Origin of the sequence: Citrobacter sp. C13 (assembly GCF_014596815.2) — a bacterium.
GTDB classification, from domain to species: Bacteria; Pseudomonadota; Gammaproteobacteria; order Enterobacterales; family Enterobacteriaceae; genus Citrobacter; species Citrobacter portucalensis.
Genome location: NZ_CP115024.1, coordinates 1,614,819 through 1,636,883 on the forward strand (window position 1 = coordinate 1,614,819; position 22,065 = coordinate 1,636,883).

At 53.0% G+C, this 22,065-nt stretch carries 18 protein-coding genes and 1 pseudogene; 16 read left to right on the forward strand and 3 right to left on the reverse strand.

What is annotated here, in order from left to right:
- Positions 1-2: 2 nt before the first annotated feature.
- Positions 3-2,672 carry a phosphotransferase RcsD gene (gene rcsD, locus IB222_RS07580; RefSeq protein WP_148361718.1) on the reverse strand — a complete coding sequence of 890 codons (2,670 nt, stop codon included), beginning with the start codon at positions 2,670-2,672 and terminating at the stop codon, positions 3-5.
- Between the two features lie 736 nt (positions 2,673-3,408).
- Here rcsD and IB222_RS07585 point away from each other — a divergent pair.
- The 6 genes and pseudogenes from IB222_RS07585 to mgtE all read left to right on the forward strand — a co-directional run bounded on the left by IB222_RS07585 (position 3,409) and on the right by mgtE (position 10,756).
- Positions 3,409-4,533 (forward strand): porin OmpC, encoded by a 1,125-nt coding sequence (locus tag IB222_RS07585; protein ID WP_149384769.1) that lies wholly within the window; start codon positions 3,409-3,411, stop codon positions 4,531-4,533.
- 115 nt (positions 4,534-4,648) lie between these two features.
- Entirely contained in the window at positions 4,649-5,701 is a 1,053-nt protein-coding gene (gene apbE, locus IB222_RS07590) for an FAD:protein FMN transferase ApbE (RefSeq protein WP_148361720.1), read from the forward strand.
- A 79-nt stretch (positions 5,702-5,780) separates the two neighbouring features.
- The gene (ada, locus tag IB222_RS07595) at positions 5,781-6,845 is read left to right on the forward strand and encodes a bifunctional DNA-binding transcriptional regulator/O6-methylguanine-DNA methyltransferase Ada (RefSeq protein ID WP_063940546.1); all 1,065 of its coding nucleotides are present in this window, start codon (positions 5,781-5,783) and stop codon (positions 6,843-6,845) included.
- Positions 6,845-7,535, forward strand: a pseudogene (alkB, locus tag IB222_RS07600) (DNA oxidative demethylase AlkB). Before ada ends, alkB begins: the two are co-directional and overlap by 1 nt.
- Before the next feature lie 35 nt (positions 7,536-7,570).
- On the forward strand, positions 7,571-9,214 hold the full coding sequence (locus tag IB222_RS07605) for a multidrug ABC transporter permease/ATP-binding protein (RefSeq protein WP_003834645.1): 1,644 nt from the start codon (positions 7,571-7,573) through the stop codon (positions 9,212-9,214).
- A 105-nt stretch (positions 9,215-9,319) separates the two neighbouring features.
- Positions 9,320-10,756 (forward strand): magnesium transporter, encoded by a 1,437-nt coding sequence (gene mgtE, locus IB222_RS07610; protein WP_148361721.1) that lies wholly within the window; start codon positions 9,320-9,322, stop codon positions 10,754-10,756.
- Here mgtE and IB222_RS07615 read toward each other — a convergent pair.
- On the reverse strand, positions 10,719-11,966 hold the full coding sequence (locus tag IB222_RS07615; RefSeq protein ID WP_148361722.1) for a SulP family inorganic anion transporter: 1,248 nt from the start codon (positions 11,964-11,966) through the stop codon (positions 10,719-10,721). The genes mgtE and IB222_RS07615 overlap by 38 nt on opposite strands.
- A 278-nt stretch (positions 11,967-12,244) precedes the next feature.
- On the opposite strand from IB222_RS07615, the gene mqo reads away from it, so the two are divergent.
- Positions 12,245-13,906 (forward strand): malate dehydrogenase (quinone), encoded by a 1,662-nt coding sequence (mqo, locus tag IB222_RS07620; RefSeq protein ID WP_149384770.1) that lies wholly within the window; start codon positions 12,245-12,247, stop codon positions 13,904-13,906.
- 96 nt (positions 13,907-14,002) lie between these two features.
- Here mqo and eco read toward each other — a convergent pair whose 3' ends face one another.
- Positions 14,003-14,500: a serine protease inhibitor ecotin gene (gene eco / locus IB222_RS07625; RefSeq protein ID WP_032934607.1), complete on the reverse strand. Its 498-nt coding sequence runs from the start codon at positions 14,498-14,500 to the stop codon at positions 14,003-14,005.
- Between the two features lie 413 nt (positions 14,501-14,913).
- Between eco and napF the strand changes: the two genes are divergently transcribed.
- From napF to ccmB, 9 genes are read left to right on the forward strand one after another with little or no spacing between them, the layout of a single operon-like run.
- Positions 14,914-15,405, forward strand: a complete 492-nt coding sequence (gene napF / locus IB222_RS07630) for a ferredoxin-type protein NapF (RefSeq protein WP_003834634.1) — start codon at positions 14,914-14,916, stop codon at positions 15,403-15,405.
- Entirely contained in the window at positions 15,395-15,658 is a 264-nt protein-coding gene (gene napD, locus IB222_RS07635) for a chaperone NapD (protein ID WP_003027560.1), read from the forward strand. The genes napF and napD overlap by 11 nt, the downstream gene beginning before the upstream one ends.
- Positions 15,655-18,141: a nitrate reductase catalytic subunit NapA gene (gene napA, locus IB222_RS07640; RefSeq protein WP_008785300.1), complete on the forward strand. Its 2,487-nt coding sequence runs from the start codon at positions 15,655-15,657 to the stop codon at positions 18,139-18,141. The genes napD and napA overlap by 4 nt, the downstream gene beginning before the upstream one ends.
- A gap of 6 nt (positions 18,142-18,147) precedes the next feature.
- Positions 18,148-18,843: a ferredoxin-type protein NapG gene (napG, locus tag IB222_RS07645; protein ID WP_003834629.1), complete on the forward strand. Its 696-nt coding sequence runs from the start codon at positions 18,148-18,150 to the stop codon at positions 18,841-18,843.
- Positions 18,830-19,693, forward strand: coding sequence for a quinol dehydrogenase ferredoxin subunit NapH (napH, locus tag IB222_RS07650; RefSeq protein WP_148361724.1), 864 nt, complete (start codon positions 18,830-18,832; stop codon positions 19,691-19,693). The genes napG and napH overlap by 14 nt, the downstream gene beginning before the upstream one ends.
- Positions 19,690-20,139 carry a nitrate reductase cytochrome c-type subunit gene (gene napB / locus IB222_RS07655; RefSeq protein ID WP_003834627.1) on the forward strand — a complete coding sequence of 150 codons (450 nt, stop codon included), beginning with the start codon at positions 19,690-19,692 and terminating at the stop codon, positions 20,137-20,139. Before napH ends, napB begins: the two co-directional genes overlap by 4 nt.
- A gap of 9 nt (positions 20,140-20,148) precedes the next feature.
- Positions 20,149-20,751, forward strand: coding sequence for a cytochrome c-type protein NapC (gene napC, locus IB222_RS07660; protein ID WP_003027548.1), 603 nt, complete (start codon positions 20,149-20,151; stop codon positions 20,749-20,751).
- Positions 20,752-20,771: 20 nt separating this feature from the next.
- Positions 20,772-21,392, forward strand: a complete 621-nt coding sequence (gene ccmA / locus IB222_RS07665; protein ID WP_003834625.1) for a cytochrome c biogenesis heme-transporting ATPase CcmA — start codon at positions 20,772-20,774, stop codon at positions 21,390-21,392.
- On the forward strand, positions 21,389-22,048 hold the full coding sequence (gene ccmB, locus IB222_RS07670; protein WP_003027542.1) for a heme exporter protein CcmB: 660 nt from the start codon (positions 21,389-21,391) through the stop codon (positions 22,046-22,048). Before ccmA ends, ccmB begins: the two co-directional genes overlap by 4 nt.
- The last annotated feature ends 17 nt before the right edge of the window (positions 22,049-22,065 follow it).

Genomic DNA, 22,065 nt, shown 5'->3' on the forward strand with positions numbered 1-22,065 from the left:
TGCTACAGCAAGCTCTTGACGTAAACGTCAATGTCGCTGATGTATTTTTCTATACCTGGAGCATCTTTCTCTTGAATAAGATGTTCCAGCGCTTCACATAACTGCTTGCCGGGTACCAGATTAAGCATGGCAAACACGCCTTTCAGGCGATGGGCCGTTTGGGCTAATGCAGCGAAATCGCTGATAGCCGCCTCAGTATACAACCTCTTAACATCATCCGGTACTGTGTCTACAAAGAGTGCGTAGTAACCACTGGCATGAAGTTCGGCGTTTTCATCTCCGCCGAGGGGGAGTTCCTGGAACTCTTCTTGTGCCAGCTGCTCTTCAATCAGCTCAAGGACAGCTTCCTGCATAGCATTGCTCATATTAAAGTTGACGCGCAGCTGACCGGGGCCAATTTTCCGTACGCCAGACTCATCATCGCTTAAAAGCAAGCCCGAGGCAGTAAGATTAGACGGATTATCTGTTAAAAAGAGATCATATTCTTGACTATTCAACCGTTCATCGGGCGTGATGCAGGTTGCTCCCCAGTTTTCCAGTTGACGTAATACAATGCTCCGTACGTCATTTGAGGTGACATCAACCATTACGCAGACGTCATCCAACAGGCGCTCTTCACTATCAGCATGTTGATCGTGCAGCGGCATTTTAACATGGACGATGTAACGTGTTCCAAGTTCTTCCCGTGCTTTAATATTCAGGTGTCCGCCAAGCTTGCGGGCTAACTGATCGCACAGCCAGAACGTCAGCGGGTTGGCTTTGCCATACCGATCGCCCTGCGTGTCATTAATGAATGGGAAATGGAGATTATCAACTTCATTTAATGTGACGCCTTCCCCGGTATCCAGAATGCGGAAGGTCAGGCGTTCGGCCTCCGACTCATCCTGGTCGACTTCCAGCGTGATTTTACCTATCTGCGTGGTGGTTACCGCATATTGGATCAACAGCAGCAAAATACGGCGCAAGGCATCGCGATCGCCACGGCGTTCGTCATGGGCGCTTAGGTGATTTTTAATCAGTAGCTGCAGCCCTTTACGCTTAATGGCCGGCAGAACTTCCGGAACCACGTCGTCAATTAATGCCTGCACGGAAAACAGTGTGGATTCACCTTTCCAGGCATCGTTCTCCAGCAGGTTGGCTAGCTGGATTTCGTCCACCATCCGCACCAGAACGTCGGCCTGATTGGCCAGTTTCTGGCTGTCTGGTGTATTGAGCGCGGCGGCATTAGCAGCCAGCGTTTTCGCGGGGTCTTTCAGCGCGCTGCCAATATTCTGCATAAAGGCCGCTCGGGCCTGCTGGTTTTTCTCATACAGCCGCTGCGCTTGTTTCAGCTTCTTATTGACCAGCACCTCGCGGTCCTGGTCACGAATGATAAAGATCTGCGTTCTCGGGGAGATCTGGCTGCGAAACAGTCTGATTTCATACAGTTCATTATTGATGGTGGCCTGAATCACTCCCTGATGCTGCTCTGCCATATTGGTAATATTTTGCAGATTTAAATGCGGCAGCAGGTGGTCGGCAATTTTATTGCTGATAACCGTGCGGTTTGCTTCCTGATCGTGTACCAGTAATCCCAGCGGCAAAAGGGAAACAATCTCTTCATTGATTGCGCGCAGAACACGCAACTCATTATTTGCCGCAAGATTTGGCGCCACCTGGGTGGAACGGGCAGGGAGGTGGCGAAAGGTGGTATAGCCAAACAGCGCCAGAGCCAGTAACGCAATGTTCAGCAAAAGCGGTAGCAGAATGCTTTGCAATGTGTCGAGTAGCAATGAGCCAAACGGAACCTGCCACACCAGCCGCATATCCGTTGAGTTTAGCGCCGAAGAGATCTCAATTTTACTGTTGTTGAAATTAATGCTGACGCTGTCAGGCGACTCTTTTTCATTCAGGTGCTCGGTCGTTGAGGTGGCATCAGGTTCCAGATGGAAACTGTCCAGCGGCATACCGGGCGGGATCAAGTCATTAATCGGCAGGTCAAAGGCGACAACCGTTGCCAGATGTCCTGGCTGATTAAAGGTCGTGCGTAGCGTGAAGTAATGGCCGTTCTGCCAGGCCAGACGGCGCAGTGAAGAGAAGCTTTCACGTTCATCTAGCGCATTAGCCTGTTGCAGCATCTCAGCGCGCCGGGAATCGACAATATTCCCAATCGTCGATTCTTTAAAACCAGAGGTCAGATCTTTCAGCGGTAACGTTGAGATTAGGATCAGGCTGTTGTCCTGGCCATTCAGGTAATACATTGACCATGGGACATTCTCCGCGCCCCACAACGTGTCCAGATACGTTGAAATGCGCTGGGTCATTTCCAATGTAGAACTGTCATGCGAGCCGAAAATCAGCGCCTCAGTCTTTCTGCGCGGCTTCTCAAGATAATAGACGTCTTGTTTCAGACGTGTTTCCTGCAGCCCTTCTGCACCCGGCGAACTGGTTGAGGCGGCAATATTGTCATAGATTTGCCAGGTCACGTATCGCCAGGTATCGACCCTTTTATGAATGGCATGGGTAATATCAACAATCTGATAGCTCTTATCTTTTAACCAGGTGTTGACGGCGCTCTGGACCATAACACCCATCATCACCAACAGCACAACGATCAGTAATAAGAAGAAACGGGTAATACTTCCTGGTAACAGGGAGAATCGGGTGGAAACCGTTGTGTCAGACTGACTCATTCGTGTTTATGACCTGTTAAACGACGCGAAAGATGAAAGGGCAGTATAAAGGGTAATGTATGAATTACCACACTTACACCACGCCGCCTGGCCTGCATTCTTTGCGCCTGATTTTGTTGCAGCCATTACGATGCAAAGGTGTACAGAAGATAAAGGCGGGTACAAATATTCGTACGGAATGTATACATTTAGCATTAAATAACAAGAAATTATTTATCAAACTTATATCTGATCGTGACGCCCGAGATAGTTAATAGTCGTTATAGTTTTGCATCGGTAGCACGGAAAGGTAAGTTTTGTGTAAAGAAGGGTAAAAAAAACCGAACGCAGAGCATTCGGCTGAAATAGGGGTAAACAGACATTCATAAATGAATGACGGTAATAAATAAAGTTAATGATGATAGCGGGTCTATTTTAGTTGCGAGTGAAGATTTTGTTTTGTCATTCAGTGCTATAAGATTTTTTTGTGTAATGCATTGATTTTAAAGATCATTAAAATGATTCTTGATTATTTGTGCTTATTTTGTCTGTTTTTTGATTTTAAAAAAGTTCCCTCATATTAATATTTTGAAACATCTATACCGATAAATGAAACACCTTAAAAGTTTTAGTATCATATTCGTGTTGGATTATTCTGTGTTTTTGCGGAGAATGAAGTTGCCGACTGGTTAATGACCTTAATCAGTATGCAGTGGCATAAAAAAGCAATAAAGGCATATAACAGAGGGTTAATAACATGAAAGTTAAAGTACTGTCCCTCCTGGTACCAGCACTGCTGGTAGCAGGCGCAGCGAATGCGGCTGAAATTTATAACAAAGACGGCAACAAATTAGATCTGTACGGTAAAGTCGACGGTCTGCACTATTTCTCCGACAACAAAGGTGATGATGGTGACAAGACTTACATGCGTATCGGCTTCAAAGGTGAAACTCAGGTTAACGACCAACTGACCGGTTACGGCCAGTGGGAATACCAGATTCAGGGTAACCAGAGTGAAGCGAGCAACGACGCCTGGACGCGTGTGGCATTCGCGGGTCTTAAATTCGCTGATGCAGGTTCTTTCGACTACGGTCGTAACTATGGCGTGACATATGATGTAACGTCCTGGACCGACGTTCTGCCGGAGTTCGGCGGCGACACCTACGGTGCTGATAACTTCATGCAGCAGCGTGGTAACGGTTATGCGACCTACCGTAACACTGACTTCTTCGGATTGGTTGATGGCCTGAACTTTGCCCTGCAGTACCAGGGTAAAAACGGCAGCGTAAGCGGTGAAAACGTAGGTGGTCGTAGCCTGCTGACCCAGAATGGCGACGGTTATGGCGGATCTGTGACCTATGATATCGGCGCTGGCTTTGGTGTCGGTGGTGCTATCACGACGTCTAAACGTACTGCTGATCAGAATGCTGTTGGCGTGTACGGTAGCGGTGACCGTGCAACGGTTTATACCGGTGGTCTGAAATACGATGCTAACAACGTTTACCTGGCAGCACAGTACTCCCAGTCCTATAACGCAACCCGTTTCGGTACCTCTAATGGTAGCAACCCGATTGCTGCATATGGCTTCGCGGATAAAGCACAGAATTTTGAAGTTGTGGCACAGTACCAGTTCGATTTCGGTCTGCGTCCATCCGTCGCTTACCTGCAGTCAAAAGGTAAAGACATCAGCAATGGTTTCACCAACTACGGTGACCAGGATATCGTGAAATATGTTGATGTTGGCGCAACCTACTACTTCAACAAAAATATGTCTACCTATGTTGATTACAAAATCAACCTGCTGGATGACAACAACTTCACCCGTGATGCTGGCATTGCTACCGATGACATCGTAGCGCTGGGTCTGGTTTACCAGTTCTAATCTGCGCTCATGTCGTTAAAAGGCCCTGCGGGGCCTTTTTTAATGCCGTTTTTTCGCCGTACAAACAATGATTTTTGGTGTACTCTTGCGCCCGTTCGCATGAGGATAATTACGTATGGAAATGAATTTTTATCGCGCAGCACTGCTGGCTGTGACGATCTTTTTTGTCGGGTGCGATGAGGCCCCGAAACCTGCTCAGACCACAATTCCTGCCACGGTTCTGGAAGGTAAAACGATGGGCACTTTCTGGCGGGTCAGTGTGGTAGGCGTAGATGCCAAACGCGCCAGGGAACTGCAGGCCAAGATCCAGACTCAGCTTGATGCCGATGATCAACTGCTCTCCACCTATAAAAACGATTCTGCGTTAATGCGCTTTAACCTGTCGAAAAGTCTGTCGCCGTGGCCGGTTAATGACGCTATGGCGGATATCGTGACTTCGGCGCTACGCATTGGTGCAAAAACCGATGGGGCCATGGATATCACCGTGGGGCCGTTAGTCAACCTGTGGGGCTTTGGCCCGGATCAGCAGCCGTTGCATATTCCCACCCAGGGGCAAATTGACGCTGCAAAAGCGCAAACCGGGCTTTCTCATCTGAAAGTCGTGAATGAAGCGCATCAGAACTACCTGCAAAAAGACTTGCCGGATCTGTATGTTGATCTCTCAACCGTTGGCGAAGGGTACGCCGCCGATCATCTGGCTCGATTGATGGAGCAAGAGGGGATCGCCCGTTATCTGGTTTCCGTTGGTGGTGCGCTGAACAGCAGGGGAATGAATGCTGAAGGGCATCCGTGGCGAGTGGCAATCCAGAAACCCACCGATCGTGAAAACGCGGTGCAGGCGATTGTCGACATTAATGGGCATGGCATTAGCACCTCCGGCAGCTACCGGAACTATTATGAGCTGGACGGTAAGCGCCTTTCCCATGTTATCGACCCGCAAACCGGTCGCCCGATCGAACATAATCTGGTATCCGTAACGGTGATTGCGCCAACGGCGCTGGAAGCCGATGGCTGGGATACAGGATTGATGGTGCTCGGCCCGGAAAAGGCCAAAGAAGTCGTGCGTCGTGAAGGGCTGGCGGTCTATATGATTGTGAAAGAGGGTGAGGGGTTTAAAACCTGGATGTCGCCGCAGTTTAATAGCTTTCTGGTCAGCGAAAATAATTAAAAAGCAAGATTGCGGGTTTTTATGCCCGACGATGGGGACACACTGAGGCTAAGCGCTATGCTTAACAAAGGAGTCCGAAATGAAAAATCGTTTACGCATCACTGACGATGACCGTTGGCAGTCCGTTGTGGATCGCGACGTTGACGCCGATGGTCAGTTTGTTTTTGCCGTCCAGACTACCGGTATTTTCTGCCGTCCGTCCTGTCGGGCAAAACATGCGCTGCGCAAAAATGTCCGTTTTTTCGCCGATGCCCAGCAGGCACAGGATGCCGGGTTTCGCCCCTGTAAGCGCTGCCAGCCGGATAAAGACAGCGCGCAACAGCATCGGCTGGATAAAATTGCCCGCGCCTGTCAGTTGTTGGAGCAAGAGTCACCTCTTACGTTGGACGAGCTGGCACAGCAGGTGGCAATGAGCCCGTATCACTTGCATCGTCTGTTCAAAGCCACGACGGGCATGACCCCGAAAGTGTGGCAACAATCATGGCGTGCTCGCCGTCTGCGTGATGCCCTGGCGAAAGGTGTTCCGGTTACACAGGCGATTCTCAATGCCGGATTCCCCGACAGCAGCAGCTACTACCGCAAAGCCGATCAAGCATTAGGCATGACGGCAAAGCAATTTCGTAAAGGTGGCGACAACGTTTCTGTACGCTATACCCTCGCAGATTGCGCTCTGGGCCGTTGTCTGGTGGCGGAAAGCGAGCGGGGTATCTGCGCGATCTTGCTTGGCGATGATGACGCTACGTTGGTTGCGGATCTTCATGCGCTGTTTCCCGCCGCGCAGGATGTTCCTGCAGAGGCCAATTTTCAGCAGCGCGTGCGCGAAGTGATCGTCGCGATCAATTCGCGTGACGCGTCGCTATCGCTACCCCTGGATATCCGGGGCACCGCATTTCAGCAGCAGGTGTGGCAGGCGCTGCGCACAATTCCGTGCGGCGAAACAGTGAGCTACCAACAGCTGGCCAGTGCCATCGGCAAACCGAAGGCGGTGCGCGCGGTGGCCAGTGCCTGTGGGGCCAACAAACTGGCGATTGTTATTCCGTGTCACCGGGTGATCCGTGGCGATGGCGCACTTTCGGGCTACCGATGGGGTATTGCGCGCAAGGCGCAGTTACTGCAACGGGAAACTACTGGCGAGGAAACATAATGCTCGATCTCTTTGCGGATGCTAAACCCTGGCAGGAGCCGCTGGCTTCAGGTGCGGTTATTCTGCGACGTTTCGCTTTTGACTCTGCGCCCTCTTTACTGCAGGCGATAGCGGCTGTCGCCAGACAGTCGCCGTTTCGCCAGATGGTGACGCCCGGCGGCTATACAATGTCGGTGGCGATGACCAACTGCGGCCATCTGGGCTGGACGACGGATCAGCATGGCTATCTTTATTCTCCGTTTGATCCACTCACCGGCACGCACTGGCCGCCGCTGCCGGATGCGTTCGCTGATCTGTGCCAACAGGCGGCGACGGCGGCGGGCTATGCTGATTTTCAACCCGATGCCTGCCTGATTAACCGCTACACGCCAGGGGCAAAGCTGTCCTTACATCAGGATAAAGACGAGCCCGACCTGCGGGCGCCGATTGTCTCTGTATCGCTGGGGCTACCAGCCATCTTTCAATTTGGCGGCTTGCGCCGTAATGACCCTTTAAAGCGTTTACTGCTGGAACACGGCGATGTCGTGGTGTGGGGCGGTAATTCGCGGCTGTTTTATCATGGGATCCAGCCGCTTAAAACAGGGTATCACCCATTAACCGGAGACTGTCGTTACAACCTGACGTTTCGTCTGGCGGGTAAAAAAGAATAAAAATAAGAATTATTATTGCTGTCAGCGAAGAGATGTTTAAACTGCGGGCAGTTATTACTTGTCCGGGTTGTGTGCATGGAACTTTTACTTCTTGTCTGGCGGCAGTATCGCTGGCCATTTATCAGCGTGATGGCGCTCAGCCTCGCCAGCGCCGCGTTGGGGATTGGGCTGATTGCGTTTATCAACCAGCGCTTGATCGAAACGGTCGACACCACGCTGATGGTGCTACCGGAGTTTCTTGGCCTGCTGCTGTTGTTGATGGTTGTCACCCTCGGTTCTCAGCTGGCGTTGACCACGCTGGGTCACCACTTTGTCTACCGCCTGCGTAGCGAATTTATCAAACGAATTCTGGATACTCACGTCGAGCGTATTGAACAGCTTGGCAGCGCCTCGTTGCTGGCCGGTTTAACCAGTGATATCCGCAACATCACCATCGCCTTTGTTCGTCTGCCTGAACTGGTACAGGGGATTATCCTGACCATCGGATCGGCGGCGTATCTGGCGATGCTGTCGACCAAAATGCTGCTGGTAACGGCAATCTGGATGGCAATCACCATCTGGGGCGGATTTGTGCTGGTGGCGCGGGTGTATAAACACATGGCCACCTTGCGCGAAACTGAAGACAAGTTGTACAACGATTATCAGACGGTGCTGGAAGGGCGCAAAGAGCTGACGCTTAACCGCGAGCGCGCCGAGCATATCTTTAATCAGATGTACGTCCCGGATGCCAAAGAGTATCGCCACCATATTATCCGTGCCGATACCTTCCACCTGAGCGCGGTTAACTGGTCGAACATTATGATGCTGGGTGCCATTGGCCTGGTGTTCTGGATGGCTAACAGTCTGGGATGGGCTGATACCGCCGTGGCAGCGACCTATTCTCTGACGCTGTTATTCCTGCGAACGCCGCTGCTCTCTGCCGTTGGCGCGCTGCCGACGCTGCTTACCGCGCAGGTGGCGTTCAACAAACTGAATAAATTCGCACTGGCACCTTTTAAGGCCGAATTCCCACGCCCAACCGCGTTTCCCAACTGGCAAACGCTGGAGCTGCGCAACGTGGTTTTCCACTATCAGGATAATGCGTTTTCCGTAGGGCCGGTGAATCTGACGATTCATCGCGGTGAACTGATCTTCTTGATTGGCGGCAACGGTAGCGGGAAATCTACGCTGGCGATGTTACTGACCGGTCTATACCAGCCGCAGTCAGGCGAAATATTGCTTGATGGTAAGGCCGTTGCCGTTGAAAAACCGGAAGACTACCGCAAGCTATTCTCTGCCGTGTTTACCGACGTCTGGCTGTTCGACAAACTGCTGGGGCCGGAAGGTAAAGAGGCTAATCCGCAGCTGGTCGCGAAGTGGCTGGAACATCTGAAGATGGGTCATAAGCTGGAGCTGAGTGATGGTCGTATCCTCAATCTGAAGCTGTCGAAAGGGCAGAAGAAACGCGTGGCGCTGCTGCTGGCCCTGGCGGAGGAGCGCGACATCATTCTGCTGGATGAATGGGCTGCCGATCAGGATCCCCATTTCCGCCGGGAGTTCTATCAGGTGCTATTGCCTTTGATGCAGGAAATGGGGAAAACCATTTTCGCCATCAGCCACGACGATCACTATTTTATTCACGCCGATCGTCTGCTGGAAATGCGTAACGGACAGTTGAGTGAACTGTTGGGCGATGAACGTGACGCCGCCTCGCGCGACGCGGTGGCTCGCACAGCCTGAACCTTCGTGCCGCCGGTTTTTTAGCCACCCGGCGGCACTGTTTATTGTTATTTACATAAATCGGCATCATGATTAATGATATTTCATATCATGGATTTATGATTAATGTCCGTAATAAACAAAAACAGCGCCAGACTGCGTGATGAAGAGCGTGCGCGCCTCATCTGGCTGCTGACCACTGATAAAGCCATTATTTCAACGCTGTTGGGCAAGCTTACCCTGGCTGAGCAATATGACGTCGGTACGTTAGCCGACGATATTGCTGAGGTAGGGGCGCTGGTGGCTCACCTGCCACCGCCTGACCTGGCCGATACCCTCGAAGCTTTGCCCTCAGAAGAGCGCCACGCCCTGTGGCGACTGGTCGAAAATGAAAAGCGCGGTAACGTCTTGCTTGAGGCGTCTGAAAACGTCTGGGACGACCTGATCGATGAGATGAGCGACCGCGAGCTGCTGGATGCGCTGCAATACCTCGATATTGATGAACAGATTTACCTTGTTCAACATTTGCCTCGTAACCTTACCGGTCGTCTGCTGGCGACGTTACCGGCAGAGGAGAGGACGCGCGTCCGCCAGGTGCTGCACTATGAGAAGAATAGCGTCGGCGCGATCATGGAGTTCGAAGTCATCACCGTGCGTCCGGACGTGACGCTGGAAGTGGTGCAACGCTACCTGCGGCGGCTGGGGAAAATGCCGGAGAACACCGATAAACTTTTCGTGACCGATCGCAATAAAGTGCTGGTTGGCGAACTGACGCTAACCTGCATTTTGCTCAATGATGTGCAGCGAAAAGTCAACGAGGTGATGGAAAATGACCCGCTCACCTTTTCTCCTGAAGATATCGCCGAAAACGCTGCGCGTACCTTCGAACGCGACAACCTTGTCAGTGCCGCGGTGGTTGACCCTTCCGGTAAACTGATGGGCCGCTTAACCATTGATGAGATCGTTGATGTGGTTTATGAAGAAACCGACACCGATCTGCGTCGAATGGGGGGCTTAAGTGCTGAAGAGGACGTGTTTGCGCCTGTTACCAAAGCGGTAAAAACCCGCTGGGCGTGGTTGGCCGTTAACCTCTGTACCGCCTTTATCGCCTCGCGGGTGATCGACGGCTTTGAACATACGATTTCGCAACTGGTGGCGCTGGCCTCGTTGATGCCGATTGTGGCGGGTATCGGCGGCAATACCGGGAATCAAACTATCACTATGATCGTCCGCGCGCTGGCGCTGCAAAATATTCAGCCGGGGAACCTGACGTTTCTCATCCTGCGCGAGATGGGCGTGGCGTTAATCAACGGCCTCGTGTGGGGCGGGATTATGGGGGGCATTACCTGGTGGCTGTATGATGATATGGCGCTCGGCGGTGTGATGACCCTGGCGATGATGCTCAATCTGCTGATGGCGGCGTTGATGGGGGTTATCATTCCGATGACGATGGTGAAGCTCGGGCGCGACCCGGCGGTCGGCTCGAGCGTCATGATAACCGCTATCACTGATACTGGTGGTTTCTTTATTTTTCTCGGTCTGGCAACGCTGTTTCTGATGTAGTCGCCCGTTTGCGTCTGACGATACGCGGCAGAATGAGCATCGTCATCACCCCGGCAACCACGCCAATCGCCAGGTTGCCGGTTGAGACCGTGGCAGCGACGGTCACCAGCATCACCAGCGTTTCAGTGACGGGGAGATTCCTCAGCGTAGCGGGCTGGATGCTGTGCCAACTGAAGGTTTTTACCGCCACAATCACCATAATACCTGCCAGCACCGACATGGGGATTTCTGCCATCACTTCGCTTAACCCAGTGACTAACAGGAGCAATACCAGTCCGGCGGCAACCGTCGAGACGCGGCTGCGTCCTTTGCCCATCTCGACGTTAACGATGGTTTGACCAATCATCGCGCACCCGGCGATGCCGCCATAAAATCCGGCCAGAATATTGGCTATCCCCAGCCCGGCACTCTCGCGATTCTTATTCGACGGCGTCATCGTCAGGTCATCCACCAGACGGGCGGTTAACAGCGACTCCATCAAACCAACAAAAGCGATACTCAGCGCGCAGGGCCAGATAATCGCCAGCGTTTGCAGGTTGAGCGGAACCAACAACTCGGTGAAACCCGGCAGGCCGCCGCTCATTGAACCTTCATCACCGACGGTCGGTAACAGTTGCCCGCTGGTGACAGTGAACACGGTTAGCAGCACGATGGCGATAAGCGGTGCGGGAATTGCTTTAATAAACCGCGGAACCCACAGCACAATCAGCAGCGTCAGGACAAACAGCCCCCAGATGAGCGGGCTTTTGCCCCAGAAATGCGGGACCTGGGCAAAGAAAATCAATATACCCAGCGCGTTAACAAAGCCGGTCATCACGGCCGTAGGGATGAATCGCATCAGACGTGCCATTCCCAATACACCAAACAGGATCTGAATCATCCCGGCCAGCACCACTGCAGGCAGGATGTATTGCACGCCGTGTTGATGCACCATCGGACCAATCACCAGCGCGACCGATCCTGCAGCGGCGGTAACCATTGCTGGACGACCGCCTAAAAAAGACATCGCCAGGCACAGTACGACGGAGGCTACCAGACTGACTTTAGGATCAACGCCTGCGATCACGGAAAACGAGATCACTTCCGGGATCAGCGCCAGGGCGGTTACCACACCGGCCAGCGTTTCGCGAACCAGCAGACGGGGTTGGCGGAGCACGGCACGGGTCGCGTGTTCAGCGACTGCGGCAGAAGAATGTTGAGTTGCAGACATAGTTACACTCAGGTCAAAAATGGCCTGATACAGCAGACCGACAGGCATCCGTGCGGTGAATAGCAAAGCGCAGCATAGTACCCGTCTGATGGACTGGTTTCCAGAAATGATTGTCAATAACCGTATAAACTATCAACGTATTAATAACATTTTTAAAAATTAAATATAATTTATAAACAATATTTAATTATTTTTACTTAAGTGTTACCGTTGATGCCGCTCGATTTTCACCTGCATTAAAAGCAAAAAAGCGATACTAAAAGTAAGGCATTAACATTATGAAAAAAGTGACTGCCATGCTCTTCACCATGGCTGTAGGGCTGAACGTTGTCTCAATGGCGGCAAAAGCGAAAGCGGCGGAAGAGCAGGAAACGGATGTACTGTTGATTGGCGGCGGCATCATGAGCGCCACGCTGGGAACCTATTTACAGGAGCTGGAGCCGCAATGGTCAATGACCATGGTTGAGCGACTGGATGGTGTAGCGCAGGAAAGCTCAAACGGCTGGAATAACGCCGGAACGGGACACTCCGCACTGATGGAGCTGAACTACACGCCTAAAAAGGCCGACGGTAGCATCAGCATTGAAAAGGCAGTCGAAATTAACGAAGCCTTCCAGATTTCCCGCCAGTTTTGGGCCTATCAGGTCAATAATGGCGTAATGCATGAACCACGCTCGTTTATCACCACCGTTCCGCACATGAGTTTTGTCTGGGGTGACGAGAACGTGAACTTCCTGCGTGCCCGTTACACCGCACTGCAGCAGAGCACGCTATTCCGTGGTATGCGCTATTCCGAAGACCATGCGCAGATTAAAGAGTGGGCGCCGCTGGTCATGGAAGGTCGCGATCCGCAGCAGAAAGTCGCAGCAACGCGTACCGAGATTGGTACTGACGTGAACTACGGCGAAATCACCCGCCAACTGATTACCTCATTGCAGATAAAGCCCAACTTTGCACTGCAGTTGAGCACCGAAGTACGTGGCTTTAAGCGTAATGCCGACAATAGCTGGACTGTCACGGTCGCCGATCTGAAAAATAACGAAGCGGAACATGATATCAAGGCGAAGTTTGTCTTTATCGGTGCCGGTGGCGCTGCGCTGAAGCTGTTGCAGGAAACCGATATTCCGGAAGCGAAAGGCTATGCTGGATTCCCGGTTGGCGGGCAATTCCTGGTTGCAGAAAACCCGGATGTGGTCAATCGCCACCTGGCAAAAGTGTACGGCCAGGCCTCCGTTGGCGCGCCGCCGATGTCTGTACCGCATATCGATACCCGTATCCTTGATGGCAAGCGCGTTGTGCTGTTTGGGCCATTCGCGACATTCTCCACCAAGTTCCTGAAAAACGGTTCATTGTGGGATCTGCTCAGCTCGACCACCACCTCAAACTTTATGCCGATGGTCAACGTGGGTCTGGATAACTTCGATCTGGTGAAATATCTGGTGAGCCAGGTGATGCTCAGCGACGACGACCGTTTTGCTGCGCTGCAAGAGTACTATCCGCAGGCGAAAAAAGAAGACTGGCGTTTATGGCAGGCGGGCCAGCGTGTGCAGATCATCAAAAGCGATGCGGAGAAGGGCGGTGTGCTGCGTCTGGGCACTGAAGTCGTTAGCGATAAAGAAGGCACGATTGCTGCGCTGCTGGGAGCTTCTCCGGGCGCATCAACCGCGGCACCGATCATGCTGCATCTGATGGAAAAAGTGTTTAAAGATAAAGTAGCCAGCCCAGAGTGGCAGGCGAAGCTGAAAACCATTATTCCGTCTTATGGTACTAAGCTGAACGGTAACGTTGAGGCTACGGAACAAGAGCTGCAGTACACCAGTGAGGTTCTGGGTCTGAAATATGACAAGCCGCAGGTTGCTGATGAAGCGCCGAAACCACAGCTGAAACCTCAGGCACAACCGCAGCCTGAACAGAAAGCCGTCGCGGATATCGCGCTGTAAAATAAAATGCCGGATGGCGCTGCTGCGCTTATCCGGCATGGTTCATGCGTCTGTAGGCCGGATAAGGCGGTATGCCGCCATCCGGCACATTCTCACTTAGCGCGCGACTGCGTCCTGAATTTTGTCTTCCGCTTTCCAGATACGGTATTTAACGTCCACGTTTTCCGGGGTATAGACCACAATCGGCAACTTGCTGTTATAACGCAGCATACCGTCATCACCCAGATGCGCAGTAATGAATTTCTTCTCTTTCTTACCGTCCGGGCAGGCCATCATGGTTGAAACCGGAGACGTAACTTTGTCAAAGACATAGTAGTCATATCCCCAACCTTCCAGCGTTTTGCTGTCCAGTTCTCCGCCCAGGCGGTGTTGGTTACAGTCAACTTCCAGCGTTTGTCCGATCAGCAGTTCTACTTTCAGAGTAGATTCATCTTTCTCAGGGGTAAGCTGGATAACCTGGCGCTTCATACCCTTTTCCGCCTTAGGATAAGGGGCGACTTTTTCCAGCGGCTGAGCGGCGGTTTCGTTACTGGCAGCCCATGCAGAGGTGCTGGCAAAGGCGGCGAAAAGTACGGCAGGGACAATTGTCTTCATCTTATTGTTCACAGTGTTTCCTTTCTTCTGTCTTATGAACGAGTCTGTAGCAGGTTAACATATTTGGATAATCTATTAATCTGGATTTACTTATATTTAAAGTGTATTAGATAGAGGTTTACTATCAAGGTAGCGATATATTCCAGGAATTATCCTAATATTGAGATCTTTGTCTTTTTAAATAAATCGTTATATACATTGTTATATAACTCATTGAAATGTGAGCAAAAGCGCATTTTTTCCCGCCAACTCAACACTCTTTTGATCCGGCAACAGCATTTACCCCAATTGGGGTATGCACCTCTAACACATCCTGAAATATCTTACGGCTAAAAATAACTACTCATAAATAGTGCAGTTTTTTATGTCGTTCAACCCGCCGAGGGAGGGCGTCATTATGGAAGGACAATGTCATGGTTGATTTATCCCGTCGAGGCATGTTGACAGGCAGTTGGCGAAACGCCAGCGCAGGGATCCGTCCGCCGTGGAGCAAGGAAGACTCTCACTTTCTGGCTCATTGCCTCCGTTGTGACGTCTGCATCCAGGCGTGCGAAACCGACATCCTGCAGCGAGGCCAGGGTGGTTACCCGAGCGTAAATTTCAAACACGGCGAGTGCAGCTTTTGCTATGCCTGCGCAGAAGCCTGTCCCGAATCACTTTTTCTTCCGCGCCACACCAGGGCATGGGATCTGAATTTTACGATTGGGGAAAACTGTCTCGCACATCAGTCCGTTGAATGTCACCGCTGTCAGGATAGCTGTGAGCCCATGGCAATAACCTTTCGCCCCACGCTTTCCGGCATTTATCAGCCGCAGCTCGACAATCAAGACTGTAACGGATGTGGCGCCTGTGTCGCTATCTGCCCGGTATCAGCCATTAACGCGGAGTACAACCATGGACAATAACTGGCAGGTCTGCAGCCTGGTCGTTCAGGCCAAAAGCCAGCATATCAACGATATCGCCACGCAGTTGCGTTCCTTTCCCGGTTGCGAAGTTGCACTCAGCGATGTGGAAAGCGGTCAGCTGATTGTGGTGGTTGAAGCTGAGCAAAGTGAAACGCTAATGAAAACAATTGAGTCAGTGCGCAACGTTGCGGGCGTGCTGGCGGTGTCGCTGGTTTATCACCAGCAGGATGAGCAAGGTGAGGAAACACCATGAAACTCAGTCGTCGTAGCTTTATGAAAGCTAACGCCGTTGCGGCCGCTGCGGCGGCTGCCGGGTTAAGCGTGCCGGGCGTTGCCCGCGCGGTAGTCGGTCAGCAAGAAGCCATCAAATGGGACAAAGCCCCGTGCCGTTTTTGCGGGACGGGCTGTGGCGTATTGGTCGGAACGCAGCAAGGGCGTGTTGTGGCATGCCAGGGCGATCCGGATGCGCCGGTTAACCGTGGGCTTAACTGCATCAAAGGTTACTTCCTGCCGAAAATCATGTACGGAAAAGACCGTTTAACGCAGCCGATGCTGCGCATGAAAGACGGCAAGTATCACAAAGAAGGCGAGTTCACCCCGATTAGCTGGGACCAGGCCTTTGACGTGATGGAAGAGAAATTCAAAACATCGATGAAAGAGAAAGGCCCAGAGTCTATCGGTATGTTCGGCTCTGGCCAGTGGACGATTTGGGAAGGTTATGCCGCTGCCAAATTGTTTAAAGCGGGTTTCCGTTCCAATAACATCGACCCGAACGCACGTCACTGCATGGCCTCAGCGGTAGTCGGCTTTATGCGTACCTTTGGTATGGATGAGCCGATGGGCTGCTATGACGATATCGAGCACGCTGACGCCTTCGTCCTGTGGGGCGCGAATATGGCGGAGATGCACCCGATCCTGTGGTCGCGCATCACCAACCGTCGTCTGTCCGATCCTAATGTTAACGTCGCGGTTCTCTCCACCTTCCAGCACCGCAGCTTTGAGCTGGCGGATAACGGTATGGTCTTCACACCGCAAACCGATCTGGTGATCCTCAACTACATCGCGAACTACATCATTCAAAACAATGCGATTAACCAGGATTTCTTTAGCAAGCACGTTAACCTGCGTAAAGGCGTGACGGACATCGGCTACGGTCTGCGTCCAACCCATCCGCTGGAAAAAGCGGCGAAAAACCCGGGATCCGATGCCTCTGAACCGATGAGTTTTGAGGATTACAAAGCCTTCGTTGCTGAGTACACGCTGGATAAAACGGCCGAAATGACCGGCGTACCGAAAGATCAGCTGGAACAGCTGGCGCAGCTGTATGCCGATCCGAAGAAAAAAGTTATCTCCTACTGGACGATGGGCTTTAACCAGCACACCCGCGGCGTGTGGGCCAACAACCTGGTCTATAACCTGCACCTGCTGACTGGCAAAATCTCCCAGCCAGGCTGCGGCCCGTTCTCTCTGACCGGCCAGCCTTCCGCGTGCGGCACTGCGCGTGAAGTCGGTACATTCTCCCACCGTCTGCCTGCGGACATGGTGGTGACGAACGAAAAACACCGCGATATTTGCGAGAAGCACTGGAACATTCCGTCAGGGACCATTCCGGCAAAAGTTGGTCTGCACGCCGTGGCGCAAGACCGCGCGCTGAAAGATGGCAAGCTCAATGTCTACTGGGCGATGTGTACCAACAACATGCAAGCTGGTCCGAACATCAACGAAGAACGTATGCCGGGCTGGCGCGATCCGCGCAACTTCATCATCGTCTCCGATCCGTACCCGACGATCAGCGCCCTGTCGGCTGACCTGATCCTGCCGACCGCGATGTGGGTAGAGAAAGAAGGCGCCTACGGGAACGCGGAACGCCGTACGCAGTTCTGGCGTCAGCAAATTAAAGCGCCGGGCGAATCGAAATCGGATTTGTGGCAACTGGTGCAATTTTCTCGTCGCTTCAAAACAGAAGAAGTGTGGCCGGAAGAGCTGCTGGCACAAAAACCGGAACTGCGTGGCAAAACGCTGTATGACGTGCTGTTTGCCACGCCAGCAGTAACGAAATTCCCAGTGACTGAACTGGCTGAAGATCAACTGAACGATGAATCCCGCGAGCTGGGCTTCTATCTGCAAAAAGGCTTGTTCGAAGAGTACGCCTGGTTTGGTCGCGGTCACGGGCATGACCTTGCGCCATTTGACGATTACCACAAAGCGCGCGGTTTACGCTGGCCGGTCGTTGAGGGCAAAGAAACCCAGTGGCGCTACAGCGAAGGCAATGATCCTTACGTGAAAGCAGGTGAAAGCTACAAGTTCTACGGTAAACCGGACGGCAAAGCGGTTATCTTCGCGCTGCCATTTGAACCTGCTGCTGAAGCGCCGGATAAAGAATATGACCTGTGGCTGTCTACCGGACGTGTGCTGGAACACTGGCATACCGGCAGTATGACGCGTCGTGTGCCTGAACTGCACCGTGCTTTCCCGGAAGCCGTGCTGTTTATCCACCCGCTGGATGCAAAAGCTCGCGATCTGCGCCGTGGCGATAAGGTCAAAGTGATTTCCCGTCGTGGCGAAGTGATTTCGATTGTTGAAACACGCGGTCGTAACCGTCCGCCGCAGGGGCTGGTGTACATGCCGTTCTTCGACGCCGCACAGCTGGTGAACAACCTGACGCTGGATGCGACGGATCCGCTCTCCAAAGAGACGGATTTCAAGAAGTGCGCCGTGAAACTGGCGAAGGTGTAACGCGTTATGTCCCGGTCAGCAAAACCCCAAAATGGCCGCCGCCGCTTTCTGCGCGATATGGTTCGCGCAGCGGGCGGGCTGGCCGTCGTTGGCGTGGCGCTGGGGTTGCAACAACAAACCGCACGCGCAACCGGCGTGCGGTTGCGCCCGCCAGGTGCACTGAGCGAGGAGGCATTCGCCAGCGCCTGCGTACGTTGCGGTCAGTGCGTTCAGGCGTGTCCGTATGACACGCTGAAACTGGCAACGTTGGCCTCCGGGCTGGCGGCCGGTACGCCATATTTTGTCGCCCGTGATATTCCCTGCGAAATGTGTGAGGACATTCCGTGTGCCAAAGTCTGCCCGAGCGGCGCGTTGGACAGGGAAATTGAATCCATTGACGATTCGCGTATGGGGCTGGCGGTACTGCTGGATCACGAAAACTGCCTCAACTATCAGGGATTACGCTGCGACGTTTGCTATCGCGAGTGCCCGAAAATCGATGAGGCGATCACCCTGGAGCTGGACCGCAATATGCGTACCGGCAAGCATGCGCGGTTTATTCCGACCGTGCACAGCGATGCCTGTACCGGCTGTGGGAAATGCGAAAAAGTCTGCGTACTGGAACAGCCAGCAATAAAAGTGCTGCCGCTGTCGTTGGCGAAAGGGGAGTTAGGACACCATTACCGCTTCGGTTGGCTGGAGGGGAACAATGGCAAATCGTAAACGTGATGCCGGGCGTGAAGCGCAGGCAAAAAAAGGATGGTGGAAGAGTCATCGCTGGCTGCTGCTGCGTCGTTTGAGTCAATTTCTGATACTGGCGATGTTCCTCAGCGGCCCATGGCTTGGCGTGTGGATCCTGCATGGCAACTACAGTAGCAGCCTGTTGCTGGACGCTATCCCGTTCACCGATCCGCTGATTACTCTGCAAAGCCTGGCCAGCGGGCATCTGCCGGCGACGGTGGCGTTAACGGGGGCGGCTATCATCACGGTGCTGTATGCCCTGGCCGGTAAGCGACTGTTTTGCAGTTGGGTTTGTCCCATGAACCCGGTTACCGATATAGCCAGTTGGTTGCGCAGAAGGTTTGACCTGAATCAGTCCGCAACCCTGCCGCGCCATATACGGTACGTCCTGCTGGTGGTTATCCTGGTCGGTTCCGCCCTGACCGGTACGCTGCTGTGGGAGTGGATAAATCCAGTCTCTCTGCTTGGACGGAGCCTGGTAATGGGATTCGGTAGCGGAGCGCTGCTGATCCTCGCGCTGTTTTTATTTGATTTACTGGTCGTTGAGCATGGCTGGTGCGGGCATCTTTGCCCACTGGGTGCGCTGTATAGCGTGGTGGGAAGCAAAGGGGCATTAACCGTTTCGGCAAAAGAACGTAACAGATGTAACCGCTGTATGGATTGTTTTCATGTTTGCCCGGAACCGCATGTGCTACGTGCGCCGGTGCTGGATGAGCAAAGTCCGGTGCAGGTAACCAGCCGCGATTGCATGGCCTGTGGTCGCTGTGTGGATGTCTGTTCTGAGGATGTTTTTACAATAACAACACGATGGAGTTCGGGAGCGAAATCATGAAAAGCCATGACCTGATTAAGACGCTGTGTCAATGGACGGCCCTGCTTGCCCTGGTCGTCAGTGGGGCCGTTTGGGCTGCAAATGGAGTGGATCTGAGCCAGTCACCGGAAGTCTCAGGAACACAGGAAGGGGCGATTCGCATGCCGAAAGAGCAAGAGCGCATGCCGCTGAACTATGTGAATCAGCCGCCGATGGTTCCGCATAGCGTTGAAGGGTATCAGGTGACGACTAACACTAACCGCTGCCTGCAATGCCACGGTGTGGAAAGCTATCGCACTACCGGTGCGCCGCGCATCAGTCCGACGCACTTTATGGACAGCGACGGTAAGGTATTGGCTGAAGTTGCGCCGCGTCGTTATTTCTGCCTGCAATGTCACGTTCCGCAGGCTGACGCCGCGCCGATTGTTGAAAATACCTTCACCCCCTCGAAAGGTTACGGGAAATAAGAGGTCATTATGGAAAATTCTAACCGTAAACCAGGCTGGATTAAGCGCGTCTGGCAATGGTGGCGTCGCCCCAGCCGTCTGGCGCTCGGCACGCTGTTGTTAATCGGCTTTGTGGGCGGCATTATTTTCTGGGGCGGCTTTAATACCGGTATGGAAAAGGCCAATACAGAAGAGTTCTGCATTAGCTGTCACGAAATGCGCAATACGGTATACCAGGAATACATGGAAACCGTACACTACAACAACCGCAGTGGTGTGCGAGCGACTTGCCCTGATTGCCACGTCCCGCATGAGTGGGGCCCGAAAATGATTCGTAAGATCAAGGCCAGTAAAGAGCTGTACGCGAAAGCACTGGGGCTGATAGATACACCGCAGAAATTTGAAGATCATCGTCTGACGATGGCGCAAAATGAGTGGCGGCGTATGAAAGATAATAATTCGCAAGAGTGCCGAAACTGTCACAACTTCGAGTTTATGGATTTAACCGCCCAGAAAGGCGTTGCGGCCAAAATGCACGACCAGGCCGTGAAAGACGGGCAAACCTGTATTGACTGTCATAAAGGGATAGCGCACAAACTGCCTGATATGCGCGAAGTCAAACCGGGCTTTTAACAGGATGTAGATAACCAGGTATGCTTGAAGCCAGAGAATTACTTTGCGAGCGGGATGACAGAATACTGTTCAGCAATCTGTCATTTCGCGTCAACGCAGGGGAATGGGTACAAATTACCGGCAGCAACGGCGCAGGGAAAACTACTCTGCTGCGGTTGCTTACCGGGCTGGCGCGTCCCGATGCAGGGGAGGTTTGCTGGCAAGAGCAGCCGCTGCATCACGTGCGGGACAACTACCATCAGCAACTGCTGTGGATCGGACATCAGCCGGGGATAAAAACCCGGCTTTCGGCGTTGGAGAACCTGCGTTTCTTCCATCATGACGGCGACATTGCACAGTGTCTGGCTGCGCTGGCGCAGGCGGGACTTGCCGGATATGAAGATATCCCGGTGAACCAGCTCTCCGCCGGACAACAGCGGCGTGTGGCGCTGGCCCGTTTGTGGCTGACCCGCGCCCGGCTGTGGATCCTCGATGAACCCTTTACCGCCATTGATGTGAACGGCGTTGAACGACTGACTCAGCGTATGGCGCAGCATACAGAGCAGGGTGGTATTGTTATTCTCACCACCCACCAACCGCTCAATGTCGAAACCGATAAAGTGCGACGTATTGCGCTGACCAGCGAGAGGGTAACGCAATGATGTGGCGAATCTTCCGTTTAGAACTGCGAGTTGCGTTTCGTCATAGTGCGGAAATCGCCAATCCTTTATGGTTCTTCCTGATTGTTATTACGCTGTTCCCCCTGAGCATTGGGCCGGAGCCGCAGCTACTGGCGCGCATTGCGCCGGGCATCATTTGGGTTGCGGCGCTGCTGGCATCATTGCTGGCGCTGGAACGCCTGTTTCGTGATGACCTGCAGGACGGCAGCCTTGAGCAACTGATGCTGCTGCCGTTACCGCTACCGGCCGTGGTGCTGGCGAAAGTGATGGCGCACTGGGTCGTGACCGGCCTGCCGCTGTTGATCCTCTCGCCGTTGGTGGCGCTGCTGCTGGGCATGGATATGTACGGCTGGAAAATTATGGCGCTGACGTTGTTACTCGGCACGCCGACGCTGGGCTTCCTCGGTGCGCCGGGTGTGGGGTTGACGGTGGGCTTAAAGCGCGGCGGCGTGTTGTTAAGCGTGCTGGTGCTCCCGCTCACCATACCCTTACTGATTTTTGCAACCGCCGCGATGGATGCGGCTTCTATGCACTTACCGGTTGAAGGGTACATGGCAATCCTGGGTGCGTTGCTGGTCGGCAGCGCCACGTTAAGCCCGTTTGCCACAGCCGCTGCGTTACGGATAAGCGTGCAGTAACGAGAATTAGATGTGTA

What these genes read in the sequence shown, in the direction of transcription:
- napC (WP_003027548.1), top strand. Translation starts at nt 20,149, where the DNA reads ATGGAAAATTCTAACCGTAAACCAGGCTGGATTAAGCGCGTCTGGCAA.
- eco (WP_032934607.1), bottom strand. Translation starts at nt 14,500, where the DNA reads ATGAAGACAATTGTCCCTGCCGTACTTTTCGCCGCCTTTGCCAGCACC.
- ccmA (WP_003834625.1), top strand. Translation starts at nt 20,772, where the DNA reads ATGCTTGAAGCCAGAGAATTACTTTGCGAGCGGGATGACAGAATACTG.
- napG (WP_003834629.1), top strand. Translation starts at nt 18,148, where the DNA reads ATGTCCCGGTCAGCAAAACCCCAAAATGGCCGCCGCCGCTTTCTGCGC.
- napD (WP_003027560.1), top strand. Translation starts at nt 15,395, where the DNA reads ATGGACAATAACTGGCAGGTCTGCAGCCTGGTCGTTCAGGCCAAAAGC.
- napB (WP_003834627.1), top strand. Translation starts at nt 19,690, where the DNA reads ATGAAAAGCCATGACCTGATTAAGACGCTGTGTCAATGGACGGCCCTG.
- napH (WP_148361724.1), top strand. Translation starts at nt 18,830, where the DNA reads ATGGCAAATCGTAAACGTGATGCCGGGCGTGAAGCGCAGGCAAAAAAA.
- rcsD (WP_148361718.1), bottom strand. Translation starts at nt 2,672, where the DNA reads ATGAGTCAGTCTGACACAACGGTTTCCACCCGATTCTCCCTGTTACCA.
- mgtE (WP_148361721.1), top strand. Translation starts at nt 9,320, where the DNA reads ATGTCCGTAATAAACAAAAACAGCGCCAGACTGCGTGATGAAGAGCGT.
- napF (WP_003834634.1), top strand. Translation starts at nt 14,914, where the DNA reads ATGGTTGATTTATCCCGTCGAGGCATGTTGACAGGCAGTTGGCGAAAC.
- mqo (WP_149384770.1), top strand. Translation starts at nt 12,245, where the DNA reads ATGAAAAAAGTGACTGCCATGCTCTTCACCATGGCTGTAGGGCTGAAC.
- ada (WP_063940546.1), top strand. Translation starts at nt 5,781, where the DNA reads ATGAAAAATCGTTTACGCATCACTGACGATGACCGTTGGCAGTCCGTT.
- napA (WP_008785300.1), top strand. Translation starts at nt 15,655, where the DNA reads ATGAAACTCAGTCGTCGTAGCTTTATGAAAGCTAACGCCGTTGCGGCC.
- ccmB (WP_003027542.1), top strand. Translation starts at nt 21,389, where the DNA reads ATGATGTGGCGAATCTTCCGTTTAGAACTGCGAGTTGCGTTTCGTCAT.
- IB222_RS07585 (WP_149384769.1), top strand. Translation starts at nt 3,409, where the DNA reads ATGAAAGTTAAAGTACTGTCCCTCCTGGTACCAGCACTGCTGGTAGCA.
- IB222_RS07605 (WP_003834645.1), top strand. Translation starts at nt 7,571, where the DNA reads ATGGAACTTTTACTTCTTGTCTGGCGGCAGTATCGCTGGCCATTTATC.
- IB222_RS07615 (WP_148361722.1), bottom strand. Translation starts at nt 11,966, where the DNA reads ATGTCTGCAACTCAACATTCTTCTGCCGCAGTCGCTGAACACGCGACC.
- apbE (WP_148361720.1), top strand. Translation starts at nt 4,649, where the DNA reads ATGGAAATGAATTTTTATCGCGCAGCACTGCTGGCTGTGACGATCTTT.